Raw genomic sequence first — 16,751 nt, forward strand, 5'->3', positions numbered from 1 at the left:
CTTCAAAATGGGGGCGCTAACGATGAAGTCGGTGGTGGAGGGCAGACTCGCTATGTCGCACGACAATGCGATCGTTTTCGTTGTCGACGATGACATCTCCGTAAGAGAGTCGCTTGAGTTGCTGATCCGCAACGCGGGTTGGAAGCCGGAGACATTCGAATCCGCACGGGAGTTCCTCTCGCGCCCGCGTGTATTCGTTCCTAACTGCCTGGTCCTGGATGTTCGCCTTCCGGGGCTCAATGGCCTCGAATTGCAGAAGCAGGTGAGCGTCGACCGGCCTGACATGCCGATCATCTTTATCACTGGTTACGGCGACGTGCCGATGACGGTGCAGGCGATGAAGGCGGGCGCTGTTGAATTCCTCACCAAACCCTTCAGCGACACGACGCTGCTTGACGCCATACATCACGCCATCGAGAGGAGCGGCGCCGCGCTTCGGATCGAGGCGGAGATGCAAGCGCTGCGGGACCGCTATCTCTTGCTCAGTCGCCGTGAACGGGAAGTGATGGCTCTGATCGTTTGCGGTCTCTTGAACAAACAGGTCGCCGGCAGACTCGGCATCAGCGAGATAACGGTCAAAGCGCATCGTGGCCAAGTGATGCGCAAGATGAATGTCACTTCCTTCGCGGAATTGGTGAACGTTGCGGCGAAGCTCGACCTTGCACATGCGCAAGGGCCGCAACGCGAGGCTCTCTGATCAGTCCAGAAGTCGAGATGTATTTTCAAATAGCCGTATGGTTGCAATGAAGTATGATTGCAATCGAATGGCGTAGTGCATCATGCTCATCTGGCGACTGAAGAGGCTTCACTTCCGTAAGCGCTCGAGATCTTACAGCTTAGCGGCAGCGAGGTGGCTTTTTGGGTTAACTCGCATGATCAAGCCGAATGCCCAGGAACCGGCACCTTAGGTCCAAAATAGTAACCGGCTTCGCTCCCGCGGTGCCCTACCTCTGGCCTTGCTCCTGAGATCAAGAGAACGCCATGCCAGCCGCCCTCTACGCACTTGCTACTGCGACCTTTGCGATTGGTATGACTGAGTTCGTTGTTGTGGGTCTTCTTCCAGGCATTGCAGCCGATCTAGGCGTGTCAATTTCTGCCGCGGGCCTTCTCGTCAGCTTCTACGCGCTGTCGATCACACTTGGCACGCCAGTCGTTTCTGCACTTACTGGCGCACTCCCGCGGCGTGGATTGGCGATCGGTCTTATGGTGATCTTCACGGTCTGCAATCTGTCGGCGGCCTTAGCTCCCAATTACAGCGCGCTGCTGCTGTCACGCATCGTGATGGCTGTTGCTCACGGAGTCTTCTTCGGCGTAGGGGCGGCATGTGCGACGTCCCTTGCTTCCAAATCGCGGGGCGGTAGCGCAGTTGCGGTGATGATGGGCGGGCTTACGGTTGCCATGGTCATTGGCGTGCCGATCGGGTCGTGGATCGGCCAACAATTCAACTGGCGGACGCCGTTTCTCGTTATCACCGCTCTCGGAACGGTCGCAGTGTTTGGTCTGCTTTGGCTTCTGCCGCGCGAGATCACTTATAATCAGCCTGCGCCGTTCGCCGCGCAACTGAGCCTTCTCGGAAATCGACGTCTGGCGACCATGTACCTGCTGACTGCGGTCGGGTTCGGCAGCACTTTTGTGGTCTTCACGTTCTTGTCGCCGTTGCTGACTGAGGTCACCGGCGTGCCGGAGGAGAGCGTCAACATCGCATTGTTGCTTTTTGGTGCAGCGACCGTCGCCGGAAATCTGGCCGGCGGAAAGCTGAGCGATTTTGCCGGTACGCGCAACGCGATGATGGTCTTGCTGTGCGGGCTGATTGTCTCTTTCTTCCTGCTTCTATTGGCGATCCACAATGAGGTCGCGACGTTCGCGGTGATCGCGATCTGGGGGGCGTTTGCATTCGCCATCCCTCCGGTGATGCAGGCTGGAGTTGTCGCGACCGCGCGGGAAGTGGCTCCGGATGCGCTTGGGACCGCGTCGGGCTTCAATATTGCAGCGTTCAATCTCGGAATATCAGGCGGGTCTTTCATTGGGGGACAGCTCTTGGAAGGGCCGGGGCTGTTGATGACGCCTTACGCTTCAATCGCGATGGCGATCATCGCACTACTGATCACTACGGTTGCGCTCCACCGGCAGCCGGTCACCGCATGACAAAGACCCAACTAGGAGGAGTGACAATGCAGGACAGCGAGAGTCAGGCGAATAATATGACGCGGCGTGGCGCTATGACAATTGCCGGAGCAACGATTGCCACCGCCACGATTCCGACGGCGGGGACTGTTTTGGCTCAGTCCGCACAAGGAATCGCGGCGCCGTCGGAGGAGACGCGAAGTGCGTCTACGGTCGGCAACTCCGTTAAGCTGATGCACAAGCGTGTCAAAACGAATGGCGTAACCCTTCACTACGTCACGGTTGGCCGCGGGCCGGTGGTTCTGTGCATGCATGGTTGGCCGCAAAACCACCGCGAGTTCCTTCCGGTTATGGAACGGCTTGCCGACAGCTTTACGTTCATCGCCCCGGATCTTCGAGGATACGCCGACAGCGACAAGCCCTATGATGGCTATGAGCCGAAGACCATCGCGCAAGATATGATCGGCTTACTGGATGCGGAGAACGTTACGCGCTTTCACATTCTTAGCCATGATCTGGGCGGCCCACCTTCGGTGGCGCTGGCATACTTGGCGTCAAACCGAGCTTGGTCGTTAGCCACCATCGAAACCCCATTCTTCGGACTAAGCTTTCCCGGTTATGTGGACCCTCGTGTAACCTATTGGCATCTCGGAATGCACATGAACATGGATGTTACGAGGTTTTTGGTCGAAGGGCGTGAAGAGCAATATCTTCGGCATTTTTTCCGAGATTTTGCGTATAATCCGGACGGTCTTTCCGAGGAAGAAGTCCAGTTCTATGTCATGCAAATGCGGCAGCCGGGTAACCTTCGGGCCAGCTTGAATCATTACGGCTACATTCCGCAGATGGCCGACCAGACGAAGGAGCTGACGCGCAGCAAGCTTGCCGTACCAATGTTGGCATGGGCTGGTCGGAGATCCTTTGGTGATCATTGCATCAATTCGGCAAAGGCGATCGCCAGCAACGCAGAAGGTGGTGTCATCGAGGAATGCGGGCATTGGGTTTTTGAAGAGAAGCCGGATTTCATTGTTGGTCAGTTGAGCCAATTTTGGCAGCGACACAGCTGATCGGATGTATATGGTGATCGCAATGGAGGCTGCTTGATGGAAGTGGCCTCCGTCATTGTGGGTTGAAACAGGTCAGGCGTGGCGCGATACGGGAAGCGCTACGTCTGAATGCGTGATACTTGTATAATCGCATCTCTGGCCGACTTGGAGATAGGCGGGCATGCGCGGTGCAGCGAGGCCATTAGCCTTGGGGCTTGAATTACTCGGCTTTGCCATGCTCCTATCTGGCCCAATAGCGGCGCAGTCGATCGCGAGCGGAAATTCCGCCACTCACGCTCCAGCCCTCGTCGCAAGCCAGGCGGGTGCATCGCAATCCCAGTCTGTTCCCTGGTTGCTCGGTGACTGGAACGGTGCCCGAACTCAGCTCCAGAATCTCGGCATCGATTTTCAGTTCTCGTACACTAGCGAATTTGCCTACAACGCGACAGGCGGCGTCAGAAGCACCGGTACATATACCGATCAATACACGGCAGGAGCAACTTTGGATCTCGACCGCCTCTTCGGCGTTCGAGATGCGACCTTTCAGGCGACGTTTACCGAACGCACCGGCCACAATCTGAGCGAAGATGCGGGGCTCCGGACCTTGCAACTGGTCCAGGAGGTGTTCGGACGGGGACAGACGGCTCGCCTCACGCAGTTCTGGTTCGATCAGAAGTATCTTAATGGCGCGGTCGACTGGAAAGTGGGACGCATGACCTTCGGGGAGGACTTCGCATCATTCTCATGCGACTTCCAGAACCTGACGTTCTGCGGTGCGCCTCCAGGCAATATCCTCGGTGACTACATCCTCAACTGGCCAGTGAGCGGATGGGCAACCAGATTAAGGTTCAATTTCTCCGGATTCGGATATTTCCAGGTCGGCGTCTATGACGTGAATCCGAAATATCTGGGTCTGCGCGCCGCGGTCGTTCCGGCGTTCTTCTCGGGCTCTACGGGGGCCATGATTCCAGTGGAATTGGCGTGGCTTCCAAATTTCGGTGGCAAGCTGCCTGGAAGTTACAAGGTCGGGGCCTGGTACGACACGTCCACCGCGAACGACGTCGTCAGCGACATCAACGGAAATCCGTTTGCAGTCACTGGCCTGCCACCGATCGCGGGCCGCGGGCGCTTCGGTGGCTATATCAGCATTTCCCAGCAGCTCACGCCGTTGTCTGCTCCGAATTCCAAGAGTGGCTTGAGTGCCTTTCTCAATGCAACCATAGCAGACGATCGGACATCGAGAACAGATGCTCAGGTTGCCGGTGGCTTGATGTATACCGGTCTCTTCCGCTCGCGTCCCAACGATGATATCGCCTTCGCCGTGGGAATGACGCATGTAAATAGCCGCGTGGCCGATGCCCAGATTTTGCAGAATGAGATAGGCCTCGGTCCCGTCCCGGTCCAGGGAAGCGAGTATGTCATGGAGCTGTACTACACTTTCCGCCCGACGAGCGGTCTGCTGTTTCGTCCGAACGTCCAGCATGTCATCCATCCCGGCGGTATCAGTCAGAACAAGGACGCCTTGATCTTTGGATTGAAGACCTCGGCGAGTTTCTGAGTCTCTTGGCCAGTCTTGGGTCGAATTAGCTTTCGGGCCAGCTGAGCAAAAATGCACGTACAATTCGCCGAAGATCATTCCTCGTCGCTCCGGCATTCGCCTGGACTGCCATGCCTTGAACCGTCAAACCGACAAGCTGCGCCGCATCTTCGGCCGTCATGCCGGCAGGCAGCGGCCCTGATCCTTCACAGCTTCAAGTCTCTGCCGCAGCAGGCGGCTGAACCGCGCGCGGTTTTGGATGAGTTCTTTGCGAATAGGTTCGTTTTCCGGTGAACACGCAAGCGCGGCGCCTGTCTCAAGACAGCCCGGCGGGGTATTCGGTCCGGTGTGGAGATCGACCGTACCGAACAGGAGGCGTTCCACGATTCGTCGAGGTGTTGGTTCGTCCAATGCATTCTGGCGAAATCCAAGGTGTTCGGAGTAGAAGTACTCAACGACCCGGCGGAACAAATCCGCCTTGCTGCCGAATGCGGCGTACAGGCTTGATTTCGTCAGGCCCGTCGCGTCGAGTAGATCGTTCAATGAGGCGCCTTCGTAGCCTTGGCGCCAGAACACCCGCAGCGCTCTGCCGAGGATCTCGGTCTCATCAAACCCTCGGGGGCGTGCCATGTCACACCGTTCCGTCCATCACTTAGATGTGAACTGACCGGTCCATAATGTCAAGAGGAAGCCCGTTGATGTAGGACCGATCGGTCCTGTATTCAAGGTTATGCCGTTCATTCACGGTATTCGTGCGAACCAGCAAGAAGTTGCGAGGGCTGAACCGCACGTTGATTGTGTTGCGAAACCGAAAACGACCTCGCGATTTGCCCATGACGGTACCGCTCAACAAGCTCGATCTGAACCTCTTGCGCGTCTTCGACGCGGTCATGGAGGAACGGAGCGTATTGCGGGCCAGTCAGCGGATGTGCCTCAGTCAATCTGCCGTGAGCCACGCTCTTGCGCGACTGAGGGTCATACTGGATGATGATCTGTTCGTCCGCACGGCGACCGGAATGCAGCCAACGGCTCGCGCGCTTGCGATGGCGCCGCTGATCCGCGAGGCATGGAAGTCACTGGAGGCAGCCATCGGCCTGCCGAAATTCGAGCCACGAAGTTCGACTAGGCGGTTCACCATAGCGGTGAGCGACTTCGTAACCACGGTTTTGATGCCTAACCTCCTTGGCTTGCTGGGACGCGAGGCGCCTTTTGTCGATCTCGTCATCCGTTCTGACTGCAGTATCGACTTGACTGGACAAATCGATCTCGGTCAGATTGATGCCGCGATTGGTCCGTTTTCTGATGTGCCGGCGCGTTTCCGCTCGAGTTCGCTGTTCGCATACGACGATGTGCTTATCGCCAGCTCCTCACGCGAGCTCGGCGATCTGTCGCTCGAGAAGCTTTCTAGCCTTTCTATCGCCGTCGTCTCGCAGCACGGCGAGCACGACGGCGTTGTCAATGGCTACGTATACGAGCGTGGATTGGCACGACGATCAGAAATGTACGACCGGGCTGCGCTCGAGCGTGCCTTTTCCGGGTCGATGCGCGGCCCACGCATAGCGCTATCGCTGCCGCATTTCCTGGCGCTTCCCTCGCTGGTTGAGGACACCGATTTGGCAGCTATCGTACCGCGACCCCTCGCCAGGTCGCTCGCTCGTGCGCGTCGGTTATCGACATACGAACTGCCATACAGACCGGGGTTGGTGGACGTCAGCGTGGTCTGGCACGAACGCAACGCCGATGATGCTCCGCAGGAATGGCTGCGGGAACTGTTGAGACGGGCCGGTGAGCCGCTGTGCGGCTGTCTGGCAGAACTCGAGCGCGCAGCTCGATTCACGTCAACTCCTTTCCTTCCGCGCATTGTTATCAGGCCTTGCCTCGTGCCCCAGGATGCGGACTGACGAATTCGATCATTGTCATCATCTCGCAGCAAATGCCCGTTGCGAGACGATACAGGCGATGAGCGAATAGTCCTCGCGTTTCTCGTTTGGCGCGTCTGGGCGCGACGTTCGCTTTTGTATTGGCCGCTAGGGCAGCTCTTTAACATCCAGGACGCCTAATGACGGTAATCGGCTGAGATCGGTGCCTGTCATAGCGCATGCCACGACGTAGAAGGGTGGAATTGCAGCGTATTCATCTGGCGCGTGAAATAGTTTCACTTCCGCGAGCGGACCAGACCGAACAGATAAGGTGTGTGAGACCGACGAGTTGCGCACTCGCCACCGATGATCGAAGGACCACGCGTCATGCAAAAATCGATCCTGCCCGGCGCTACCTCGGCAATGCTTGGCAGGCGTCGCGAGGGCTGCCCAATGCGGGGCAGCGCTTTGCGTCCGGTACAGCTCGCCATATCCCGAAATACGATCCGCATCCTTCAAACCCAGGAGACCCCGAATGTCCAAGCTTGACATGCTGACGCCTCAGAACTGCGCTGTGGCGCTGATTGATTATCAGCCGGCAATGTACCAGGGCGTTCAGTCCCACGACCGGCTGGTGCCCTTCAACAACGTGCAGGTGGTGGCGAAAGCCGCAAAGCTGTTCGGCCTTCCCACCATTATCTCGACGGTGGCCGCAAACACGTTTTCCGGCCCGTTCATGCCGGAGATCACCGAACTGTTCCCGGGCAACGAGGTCATAGATCGCACCTCGATGAACGCCTGGATCGATCCGAACTTCCGCAAGGCCGTGCAAGAGACCGGCCGGAAGAAATTCGTGGTGGCGGGACTGTGGACAGAGGCCTGCGTGATGTTCGCCGCTCTCGAAATGCTGAAGGAAGGTTTCGAGGTTTACGTGCCTGCCGACGCCTGCGGCGACCTCTCGCTGGAAGCGCATGATCGTTCGATGGATCGCCTGGTGCAGGCGGGTGCCGTTCCCATCACGTCGCTGCAGTATGTCTTCGAGCTCCAGCAGGATTGGGCGCGAACGGAGACCTATGAGGGGGTCATGAACATCCTCCGGGCTCACTCGCCTTACGGCATTCAGGTCCGTTTCTCTAAGTGGGCGCTCGGCGAACACGCGTCCGAGGCTGGCACCAAGGCAGCCTAGCAAACTGGCAGGAGGGCCCGTCATGAAGGTCTACCTATTGTCTCTGGGAGCGGGTCTCCTCGTCGGAGTGGTCTACTATCTCCTGAATGTGCGCTCGCCGGCGCCACCGTTGGTGGCGCTGGTCGGGCTATTGGGAATACTGGTCGGCGAGCAGGTTATCCCGGTAGCAAAACTTCTCCTGCAGGGCTCGAGCTTCTCCGCCGCATGGCATCTCTCGAGTTGCGATTCGCACATCTTCGGCATGCTCCCCGGCAGCCGTACGGATGCACCTGGTGTTGGCCTTAAGACTCCGGAGAAGCAAACATGAGCAACCAGGGTCCTGACCTGATCCTGCATCACGGCCTGTTCACTACGCTCGATCGTTCCAATCCGGCGGCCAGCGCAGTTGCGATCGAAAATGGACAGTTCACGGCCGTAGGACACGATAGCGACGTGATGAAGCTCGCAGGTCCGTCCACCAGGGTCATCGACCTGAAAGGGCGCCGCGTGCTGCCGGGGCTCATCGATAATCATCTCCATTTGATCCGTGGAGGACTCAACTACAACATGGAGCTGCGGTGGGACGGCGTCTGGTCGCTCGCCGATGCCATGGCGATGCTGAAGAAGCAGGTCGCGATCACGCCGCCGCCGCAATGGGTGCGCGTCGTCGGCGGCTTCACCGAGCACCAGTTTGCGGAACGGCGGCTGCCGACCATCGATGAACTCAACGCGATCGCTCCGGACACGCCGGTTTTCATTCTCCACCTGTACGACCGCGCCATCCTCAATGCCGCCGCGCTGCGTGCGGTCGGCTATGCCAAGGACACGCCGGAACCGCCCGGCGGCGAGATCGTACGCGATGCGAAGGGCAATCCAACCGGACTGCTGCTCGCGAAGCCGAACGCGAATATTCTCTATGCGACCTTGGCCAAGGGACCCAAGCTGCCGTTCGACTACCAGGTCAATTCAACCCGGCATTTCATGCGCGAGCTCAATCGGCTCGGCGTCATCGGCGCGATCGATGCCGGCGGCGGCTTTCAGAATTACCCTGAGGATTACGCGGTTATCCAGAAGCTGTCGGATGAGGGGCAGCTGACCATCCGCCTTGCTTACAACCTGTTCACCCAGAAGCCCAAGGCGGAGAAAGAGGACTTCCTGAACTGGACAAGGACGTCGAAGTACAAGCAAGGCACCGACTACCTCAGGCACAATGGTGCCGGCGAGATGCTGGTGTTCTCGGCGGCTGACTTCGAGGATTTCCGCGTACCGCGCCCGGACATGCCGCCGGAAATGGAGAGCGAGCTCGAGGACGTCGTCCGCATTCTCGTCCAGAACAAATGGCCGTGGCGGCTGCACGCGACGTACGACGAGACCATCTCGCGGGCGCTCGACGTGTTCGAGAAGGTCAACCAGGATAGCCCGCTCGAAGGCCTGCACTGGTTCTTTGACCATGCCGAGACCATTTCCGATCAATCGATCGACCGCATCGCGGCGCTCGGCGGCGGCATCGCTGTGCAGCACCGCATGGCCTATCAGGGCGAGTATTTCGTGGAGCGCTACGGCTTCGGCGCCGCCGAAGCGACGCCGCCGGTGAAGAAGATTCTCGACAAAGGTGTGAAGGTCTCGGCTGGCACCGACGCAACCAGGGTTGCCTCTTATAACCCGTGGGTCGCGCTGGGTTGGCTCGTCACCGGCATGACGGTAGGTGGGCTCCGTCTCTATCCGCAACGCAATTGCCTCGATCGCGAGACCGCGCTTCGCATGTGGACGGAGAACGTCACTTGGTTCTCCAATGAAGAGGGCAAGAAAGGCCGTATCGAGGTCGGACAGCTCGCTGACCTGATCGTGCCGGACCGGGACTTCTTCTCCTGTGGCGCAAACGAGATCGCCGATATCACGAGCGAGCTGACGATGGTCGGCGGGCGCATCGTCTACGGCGCAGGAGACTTTAAGGCGCTCGACGACACCGCGCCTCCGCCGGCGATGCCCGATTGGTCGCCGGTGCGCCAATTCGGCGGATATGGCAATTGGGTGGAGACCGACGGCAAGGCGCGCGCCATCAGGTCTCACGCGGCGCAAATGTGCGGCTGCGCGAGCGCTTGCGCCGTGCACGGCCATGATCACGCGCGGGCGTGGTCAGGCAGGCTGCCGGTGTCCGATTTCAAGAGTTTTTGGGGCGCGCTCGGTTGCGCCTGCTGGGCCGTCTGAGATGCAGCCAGAGATCGACACTCCCCGCTGGGTCGCAGCGGTCCTATGCTCGCGGTGGCTGCTGCCGCTATCAAGGGTCGCCCTGGTCTCGGCCTTCCTGATTGGTGGAATCCAGAAGCTCATCGACTTTCCCGCGGCCGTGGCAGAGCAGGCTCATTTCGGTCTGCAGCCCGACTGGCTGTGGGCCGCAACGGCCATCGTGGTCGAAATCTTTGGCTCCGCCCTGGTGATCTCCGGCCGATGGGTATGGCTGGGGGCAGGGGGACTCGGTGTACTGACCGCAGTCGCCATGCTCACCGCCAACGATTTTTGGGCGAAGATCGGCCACGATCGCTTCATGGCAGTAAACGCCTTTTTCGAGCACTTGGGCCTGATCGCGGGCCTGGTGCTCGTCTCCATACTGTCCCTGCGCAAGCAGAGCGCGTGATCGCAACGAGGCTTCCATGTCCGGCAACCGTCATCTGATCAACATCCTGCTTTCCCTTTCGCTGCTCACGAGCGGGTCCGCAGCAATCGCAAAGGACTCCGTCCGGGAGCCGGCTCCGCAGGTCGGTGTCGGTCCCCAATACGATACGACGCATGTCTATGTGGCGCCCGAGGACGTCGACAAGTTCGTTGCCAGTTTTCTCGCCACTTTCGGCGGCCAGAGCACCAAACAGGTCGTCGCCACTGTGACGCCGACGCCGAGCAGCACGACATCACAGCTCTTGCAAACACCGGTCGGCACCGTGTCCCTGTTCGGGTTCAAGACGCCGATCCCTTATCCGTTCGGGGCGGAGCGGACCGGCTATCTGGTCACCGATATCGACGAGGCGGTCAACTCCGCCAAGGTTGCCGGAGCTGACGTGCTGGTCGCGACGTTTCCGGATCCGATCGGGCGTGACGTGGTGATCCAATGGCCAGGTGGAGTCAACATGCAGCTCTACTGGCACACGACCAAGCCGTCCTATGCGGCGTTCGAGACGATTCCCGAGAATCGTGTTTACGTCTCTCCCGAGCGGGCGGATGCCTTCATGCGCAGCTTCCTCCGCTTCTCGCACGGGAAGGTCGCCTCCGACGATGCGCATGCCGCCGGCGTCGAGATCGGTCGAGCCAAGGAAACCTACAGGCGCATCCGCATCGAGTCAGTGTTCGGGAAGATCACCGTATTCGTCACCGACGGCCATCTGCCTTATCCCTACGGCCGCGAGCTAACCGGCTACGAGGTCAGTGACTTGCAGGGCACGTTGACGAAGGCAAAGGCCTCCGGCGCTGTCGTGCTCGTGGAGCCCTACACGTCTGGCGGCCGGTCCGCGGCCATGGTACAGTTTCCAGGCGGATATATCGCGGAGATTCACGCGACGGCATCTGAAAAGTAGTGGGAGTCCAGGTAGGAGACGCGATTGGGGGTCGGTTCGTCACCATCTCTCCCGCGGAGGCGCTGGCGGTATGCGGCGGTCGCTTTTTGCTTGACTGCGGCGCCGCATGCGACCTGGGCTGACGATCAGTCCTCCAAGCAAACCTCCACGCCGCAGCGGCCTGCCATCATGTTTAATCGGTTTCAGGAGGACTGGTCCGTACTCGCGGATTCGCGGGTGCCGCGTGAGCCCTTCGACGAGTTCAAATACATTCCGCTGTCCAGCGTCGATCCATACACATATGTCTCATTCGGCGCGAACACCCGCGAGCGGTTCGAGTCCAATAACGCTGCGAACTTCGGAACCGGTCCGAACCGCAGCCAGAACTACGTCATCAGCCGAAACGAATTCCATGCCGATCTCCGCGTAGACAATCAAATACAGGCGTTCGTGCAATTTCAGGCCGACTATGCACCATGGAAGACCATGTTGACGCCGGTTGATCGGGACCGGCTCGATCTCGAGCAGGGTTGGGTCGCTCTGACGGAGCCTTTGGGCGGCGGAACGCTGAAGCTGCGAGGCGGTCGCCAGCAATTTGCCTTCGATCTCCAGCGCTTCGTATCCGTTCGCGACGGTCCCAACGTCCGACAATCTTACGACGCCGCCTGGGCGGACTACGAGAAAGGACCCTGGCGATTTATCACCTTTTACAGCCTACCGGTCCAGGTTCGGGACATTACAATATTCGATGATTACAGCAGCGTCAGCGCGCAGACCTTTGGGATGGCGCGGGCAGAGTATAAGTTTTCCGAGTCCTTGTTCATCGCCGGCTACTATGCCAATTTCACACAGACGAACGTGCAGTTTCCAAATGCGTCCGGCGACGAGCGGAGAGACATTTTCGATGTCCATCTGAACGGCAACGCCAATCATTTCGATTTTGACCTCGAAGTGATGAACCAAACCGGACGCATCGGCATCGAGCCGATCGAGGCCTGGGCTGTCGGCTCACTCGCTGGCTACACCTTCGCCGACTTGAAGTGGAGCCCAAGGGTGGGCATCCAATTCGACGCGGCGTCCGGTGACGGCAACACCAAAGGAACCTTTGGGACATTCAATCCGCTGTTTCCCAATGGTTATTACTTTACGCTTGCGGGTTACACCGGGTACGCCAACCTCATTCACATCAAGCCATCCCTGACGCTGAGTCTCACTTCGTCGGTGAAGGTCATGCTCGCGGCAGCGGCCCTGTGGCGCCAGAACACGGCCGATGCGATCTACACCCAGCCCGATATTGCGGTCCCAAACACTGCCGGCCGGCCGGGCGCATACACCGGAAGCTATGCCCAGCTTCGGCTCGATTGGACGATCGACCGCACAACTTCCTTCGCAATCGAGGCGGTGCACTTTGCGATCGGAGATGCGTTGCGGAACGCTGGCGGCCATGACTCGAATTACGTTGGCGTGGAGATCAAAAGCGGGTGGTAGGGAGAGCCGTTGTCGAACGCGTCCCCACCCCCATGCAGTGGCAAAGTAGATCGTTTCAATGAAGACTGAGGAAATCGTTCTCGGGCTGGGACTGAGATCCACGCGCCGATCGGACGAGATTGCCTGAATGATGAGGAACAATGGCTGATACGGAGAACCGCTCGCTTCTCCCGCTGGTTTTGAGCCTGACCGCAGGCTATGTCGACACGGCAGGTTTTCTTGCGCTGCAGGGCCTATTCACCGCGCACGTCACAGGCAATTTCGTCACGCTCGGTGCATCTCTTGCGCTCGGCACCTCGGGTGCCCTGGCAAAACTCCTGGCGCTGCCGGTCTTCTGTGTCGTCGTGACCGGGATGCGCTTGCTCGCAACATTGCTTTCCGGCCACTACCGTCAGGTGTTCGAAACCCTTCTTGGCCTGAAAGTCCTCATGCTGGCCGTCGGTGCGGCGCTTGCGATCCGATATGGCCCCTTCCATGACGGCGATAGCTGGCAGGCAGTGCTGACCGGGATGGTGCTTGTCGCTGCCATGGCGATCCAGAACGCCGCCCATCGCATCTATCTGGGAAGCGCGCCACCCTCGACGCTGATGACGGGAACGACGACGCAGATCATGATCGACGTTGCGGATATGATCTATTCAAAAGCCGCCCCGGACGGCCAGATCAAAGCGCGGATGAAGAATATGTCCTGGAATGTGTTCGTCTTCGCCGTGGGATGCGGTGCCGCGGCGCTCCTGTATGTCGGTTACGGCGTCTGGTCTTTCGTGGTGCCGCCGATTCTGGGCGGACTTTCGCTGCTTATTCGACTGGTGGATCCGGCGAAGAAGTAAAGTTAGCGGTCGGAAGATGCAGGTCGATGTCGATAACGTTGGCCGTTCCGAAATTCTCGGAGGGCGAAAATTGGCGGCCATTGTCGCTATGACTGCGGTCATCGCAGCATGGGCTGCCATCGTGACCGCTGTCATCGCCTTGCCTGCCGTCGCCTGATCCGCCGAGCTCGATGGAGCGGAGACCAAGCATGCCCCGCCATTCAACCCTACGACCCTGCGCTATGACGAAGACTATTCCTATTTGCGGGATCCGGCGAAGCGGACAGGGGCCTGGTGGGAGCCGTTCAAATACATTCCGCTCGATCTCAATGGTGGTGCCTATCTCACCCTTGGCCTGGAGCTTCGCTTCAGGGAGGAGGCCTATGGCAATTTCAATTGGGGCCAACTGCCGGTCAACGAGTATCAATGGTACCGGATGCTGCCCTATGCGGATCTGCATCTCGGCTCCAACCTGCGTCTTTTCGGCCAGCTGATCGGTACCTGGGTTACGGACAAGGACACGGTTGGTGGCATCGACCAGACCGGATTCGAGCCGCTTCAGGCCTTCGCGGATTTGAAGCTACCACTGGCCGAAGGCGCGGATCTCACCTTGCGAGGAGGGCGGCAACTGCTGTCGTATGGCACGGAGCGGCTCATCAGCTTGCGGTACGGTCCGAATGTGCTTCGTTCCTTTGACGCAGCATTGGCCTCGGTCCAGACAGCTCCGTGGCGCGTCGACGCTTTCTATGCGCAGCCGGTTCGAAATTTGGTCGGGAGCTTCAATGACCGTTTCGATCACGACCGATCCGTCTGGTCGATCTATGCCACGCGCCAATTGCCTGACATCAGCGCCAAGTCGGGGTTCGATCTTTATTACATCGGATACCGGAACGCCGCCGCAGAGTACAATCAAGGTCGCGGAGAGGAAGTGCGGCATACCATCGGCAGCCGCCTCTTCGGTGCCGCGCAGGGTTGGGACTGGAATTTTGAAGGCATGGCCCAGTTCGGGCACTTCGCTCACGGGAATATCCGCGCCTGGTCGGTTGCCTCCGATACTGGCTATACATTTGCCGACGTGACCTTCAGCCCGCGGCTTGGCCTGCGGGCCAACATCATCAGCGGCGACCAAAATCCGAATGAGGCCGATCTTCAGACGTTCAACCCGCTATTTCCGAAAGGAAAGTATTTCGGCGAGATCGGCCTGATTGGACCATACAACCTGATCAATGCCCATCCGACGCTCACCCTTCAACTGGACCAGCATTGGACTCTGGATCTGGCGACGGTGTTCTATTGGCGCGAAAGTCTTGGCGACGGCGTTTACGGCGCCGGCGGCGATTTGGTGCGCCCGTCGGGCAACAGCCGTGCCCGCTACATCGGAACGCAAGCCGACGTGATACTCGGCTGGCAGCCGGTTCCCTGGTTCAGCGCGGCGTTCTCTTATTCCGCATTCGTGCCGGGGCCGTTCATCCAGGAGACGGGTTGGGGCGAGACGGCTCACTTCGTGGGTCTTGAGGCGATGCTGAAGTTCTAATCGCGGAAAATGGGGTGGCAGCGACGAAATGGGTGACTTTGGGCTCATCCACTGCGCTGAAGTCACGGATCGTATCCTGGAGAATTCGATCGGCGTTTGTCACCCGATGGTGCTGTCGCAAATGCTCAAGCCACGAAACAACAAAGAACGTTTCCAGGAATCGCCCTTCTTCGGCGGCATCTTCGAAGATATCCCAGGCATATGCACCGTCACGCCGCCGCTGTTGGCCCAGGGCCTGGATCGCGGACAGGAAATCGTCACGTCTTTGGGAGGCTATGCGATATTCAACCGTTACCAGCACCGGACCTCGATCGGGATGCAAATCGGCCGTCAGAACCGGCGCCGGCCAGTGCATCGACGGCGCGAGATCCATGCCGGTGCCGACTTGAAGCTTCCAGCTCCAGCTCAGTCCGATGGCGACGAGAGCGCCGGCTGCCGCAATGAAATGCGCTGCAGGCAGGCTGATCGTCGACGCAAGCTGCCCCCAGAGTGCACTGCCGGCGGTCATGGCGCCGAAGAACACGGTGACGAAGATGGACAATCCGCGGCCACGTACCCAATCCGGTAGCGAGACCTGAACCGAGACATTGAGGGTTGCGAGAACGCTGATCCACGAAATGCCGGCGAGCAGGCAAGCCGCTAGGCCGAGCGCGGCATGATATGCGATGCCGAGGAGGACCAGGCTAATCGCCGTGCTAAGCGTGCCGAGCGCAACGAGCCGGTCCGGTCCAAGAGCGCTCTTCATCCAGGGTAGCGCGAAGGCGCCGGCGACGGCACCAACTCCAATCGCACCCAGCAATATGCCGTAGAGCGCGGGACCTCCGGCGATCTGATTGCGGGCGACCAGCGGCAGCAGCGCCCAGTATGCGCTTGCAAAAAAGAAGAACGCGACGGCCCTAACGAGCGTTGCGCGCAAATGCGGATTGTACCGGGCATGCCGAAAACCGATCACCAGCGCACCGGCCAGACGCTCTGGCGGGATCCCGGTCGCTGAAGACGAGGGACGCCACCAGAACAGGGCGGCTATCACGGCAAAATTGCTCAACGCGTTGATCCAGAACGGCGCCGCGATGCCCAAGCCGCCAATGATCACGCCACCCAGGGCCGGTCCGATTGCCCTGCTGATGTTCACACCGACGCCGTTGCTGGCTATCGCTGCAGCCAAGTCCTGCTTGGGGACGAGCTGAGGCACGACCGATTGCCACGCCGGTGCAGTGAATGCTGCGCCGGCACCAAGAAGGAAGGTGAACAGCAACAGGATGGTCGGATTGACGAAGTTGAGCCCCACCAGAACCGCACTCATCGCCGCCACGACGGTGATGACGATCTCCGCGATGATTAGAAAGCGGCGCTTGTCGACGATATCCGCCAGTGCCCCGGCAGGCAGTGCGAACAGGAACATGGGAAGGCTGGTCGCGACCTGAACCAGCGAGACAGCGAGTGGATCGGCATCCAGGCTTGTCATGAGCCAGCCGGACGCCGCATTGTACATCCACGTGCCGACATTCGCGACGACGGTTGCGATCCAGACAACCGTGAAGGCCGTGTGTCGAAAAGCAATCCAGGGGGAGGCTCGCCGCTCCGGGGCCGCTTTGCTCCGATTCTCGTCAGGAAGGGCCATGCTTTTCACTCGGCCAACCGAGT

At 59.4% G+C, this 16,751-nt stretch carries 16 protein-coding genes; 13 read left to right on the forward strand and 3 right to left on the reverse strand.

Going from position 1 to position 16,751, the window contains the following annotated elements:
* Positions 1-52: 52 nt before the first annotated feature.
* The 4 genes from AC5ZGW_RS27880 (at position 53) to AC5ZGW_RS27895 (ending at position 4,728) form a co-directional block, all read left to right on the forward strand.
* On the forward strand, positions 53-697 hold the full coding sequence (locus AC5ZGW_RS27880) for a response regulator transcription factor (RefSeq protein WP_130225163.1): 645 nt from the start codon (positions 53-55) through the stop codon (positions 695-697).
* 284 nt (positions 698-981) lie between these two features.
* Entirely contained in the window at positions 982-2,145 is a 1,164-nt protein-coding gene (locus tag AC5ZGW_RS27885) for an MFS transporter (RefSeq protein ID WP_130225164.1), read from the forward strand.
* Positions 2,146-2,171: 26 nt separating this feature from the next.
* Positions 2,172-3,191 carry an alpha/beta fold hydrolase gene (locus AC5ZGW_RS27890; protein WP_165435147.1) on the forward strand — a complete coding sequence of 340 codons (1,020 nt, stop codon included), beginning with the start codon at positions 2,172-2,174 and terminating at the stop codon, positions 3,189-3,191.
* Positions 3,192-3,351: 160 nt separating this feature from the next.
* Entirely contained in the window at positions 3,352-4,728 is a 1,377-nt protein-coding gene (locus AC5ZGW_RS27895) for a carbohydrate porin (protein ID WP_207230992.1), read from the forward strand.
* A 156-nt stretch (positions 4,729-4,884) separates the two neighbouring features.
* On the opposite strand, the gene AC5ZGW_RS27900 is transcribed toward AC5ZGW_RS27895, so the two are convergent.
* Positions 4,885-5,337, reverse strand: a complete 453-nt coding sequence (locus AC5ZGW_RS27900; RefSeq protein WP_207230993.1) for a TetR/AcrR family transcriptional regulator — start codon at positions 5,335-5,337, stop codon at positions 4,885-4,887.
* Between the two features lie 203 nt (positions 5,338-5,540).
* Between AC5ZGW_RS27900 and AC5ZGW_RS27905 the strand changes: the two genes are divergently transcribed.
* The 8 genes from AC5ZGW_RS27905 to AC5ZGW_RS27940 all read left to right on the forward strand — a co-directional run bounded on the left by AC5ZGW_RS27905 (position 5,541) and on the right by AC5ZGW_RS27940 (position 13,594).
* Positions 5,541-6,608: a LysR family transcriptional regulator gene (locus AC5ZGW_RS27905; RefSeq protein ID WP_130225166.1), complete on the forward strand. Its 1,068-nt coding sequence runs from the start codon at positions 5,541-5,543 to the stop codon at positions 6,606-6,608.
* 493 nt (positions 6,609-7,101) lie between these two features.
* The gene (locus AC5ZGW_RS27910) at positions 7,102-7,752 is read left to right on the forward strand and encodes a hydrolase (protein WP_130225167.1); all 651 of its coding nucleotides are present in this window, start codon (positions 7,102-7,104) and stop codon (positions 7,750-7,752) included.
* Between the two features lie 22 nt (positions 7,753-7,774).
* On the forward strand, positions 7,775-8,059 hold the full coding sequence (locus AC5ZGW_RS27915) for a XapX domain-containing protein (RefSeq protein ID WP_130225168.1): 285 nt from the start codon (positions 7,775-7,777) through the stop codon (positions 8,057-8,059).
* Positions 8,056-9,939: an amidohydrolase gene (locus tag AC5ZGW_RS27920; protein WP_130225169.1), complete on the forward strand. Its 1,884-nt coding sequence runs from the start codon at positions 8,056-8,058 to the stop codon at positions 9,937-9,939. The genes AC5ZGW_RS27915 and AC5ZGW_RS27920 overlap by 4 nt, the downstream gene beginning before the upstream one ends.
* Position 9,940: 1 nt before the next feature.
* Positions 9,941-10,366, forward strand: a complete 426-nt coding sequence (locus tag AC5ZGW_RS27925) for a DoxX family protein (protein WP_130225170.1) — start codon at positions 9,941-9,943, stop codon at positions 10,364-10,366.
* Between the two features lie 16 nt (positions 10,367-10,382).
* Positions 10,383-11,297 carry a glyoxalase gene (locus AC5ZGW_RS27930; protein WP_130225171.1) on the forward strand — a complete coding sequence of 305 codons (915 nt, stop codon included), beginning with the start codon at positions 10,383-10,385 and terminating at the stop codon, positions 11,295-11,297.
* A gap of 216 nt (positions 11,298-11,513) precedes the next feature.
* Positions 11,514-12,764: an alginate export family protein gene (locus AC5ZGW_RS27935; RefSeq protein WP_207230994.1), complete on the forward strand. Its 1,251-nt coding sequence runs from the start codon at positions 11,514-11,516 to the stop codon at positions 12,762-12,764.
* A 140-nt stretch (positions 12,765-12,904) separates the two neighbouring features.
* Entirely contained in the window at positions 12,905-13,594 is a 690-nt protein-coding gene (locus AC5ZGW_RS27940) for a YoaK family protein (protein ID WP_130225173.1), read from the forward strand.
* Here AC5ZGW_RS27940 and AC5ZGW_RS27945 read toward each other — a convergent pair.
* Complete coding sequence (locus tag AC5ZGW_RS27945; RefSeq protein ID WP_245474648.1) at positions 13,563-14,033, reverse strand: hypothetical protein; 471 nt, start codon at positions 14,031-14,033, stop codon at positions 13,563-13,565. The genes AC5ZGW_RS27940 and AC5ZGW_RS27945 overlap by 32 nt on opposite strands.
* On the opposite strand from AC5ZGW_RS27945, the gene AC5ZGW_RS27950 reads away from it, so the two are divergent.
* The gene (locus AC5ZGW_RS27950; protein ID WP_245474645.1) at positions 13,929-15,107 is read left to right on the forward strand and encodes an alginate export family protein; all 1,179 of its coding nucleotides are present in this window, start codon (positions 13,929-13,931) and stop codon (positions 15,105-15,107) included. The two genes, AC5ZGW_RS27945 and AC5ZGW_RS27950, sit on opposite strands and share 105 nt — an antisense overlap.
* Here AC5ZGW_RS27950 and AC5ZGW_RS27955 read toward each other — a convergent pair.
* The gene (locus AC5ZGW_RS27955) at positions 15,040-16,728 is read right to left on the reverse strand and encodes an MFS transporter (RefSeq protein ID WP_130225175.1); all 1,689 of its coding nucleotides are present in this window, start codon (positions 16,726-16,728) and stop codon (positions 15,040-15,042) included. The genes AC5ZGW_RS27950 and AC5ZGW_RS27955 overlap by 68 nt on opposite strands.
* Between the last annotated feature and the right edge of the window lie 23 nt (positions 16,729-16,751).

Source organism: Bradyrhizobium sp. Crot121 (assembly GCF_059512385.1).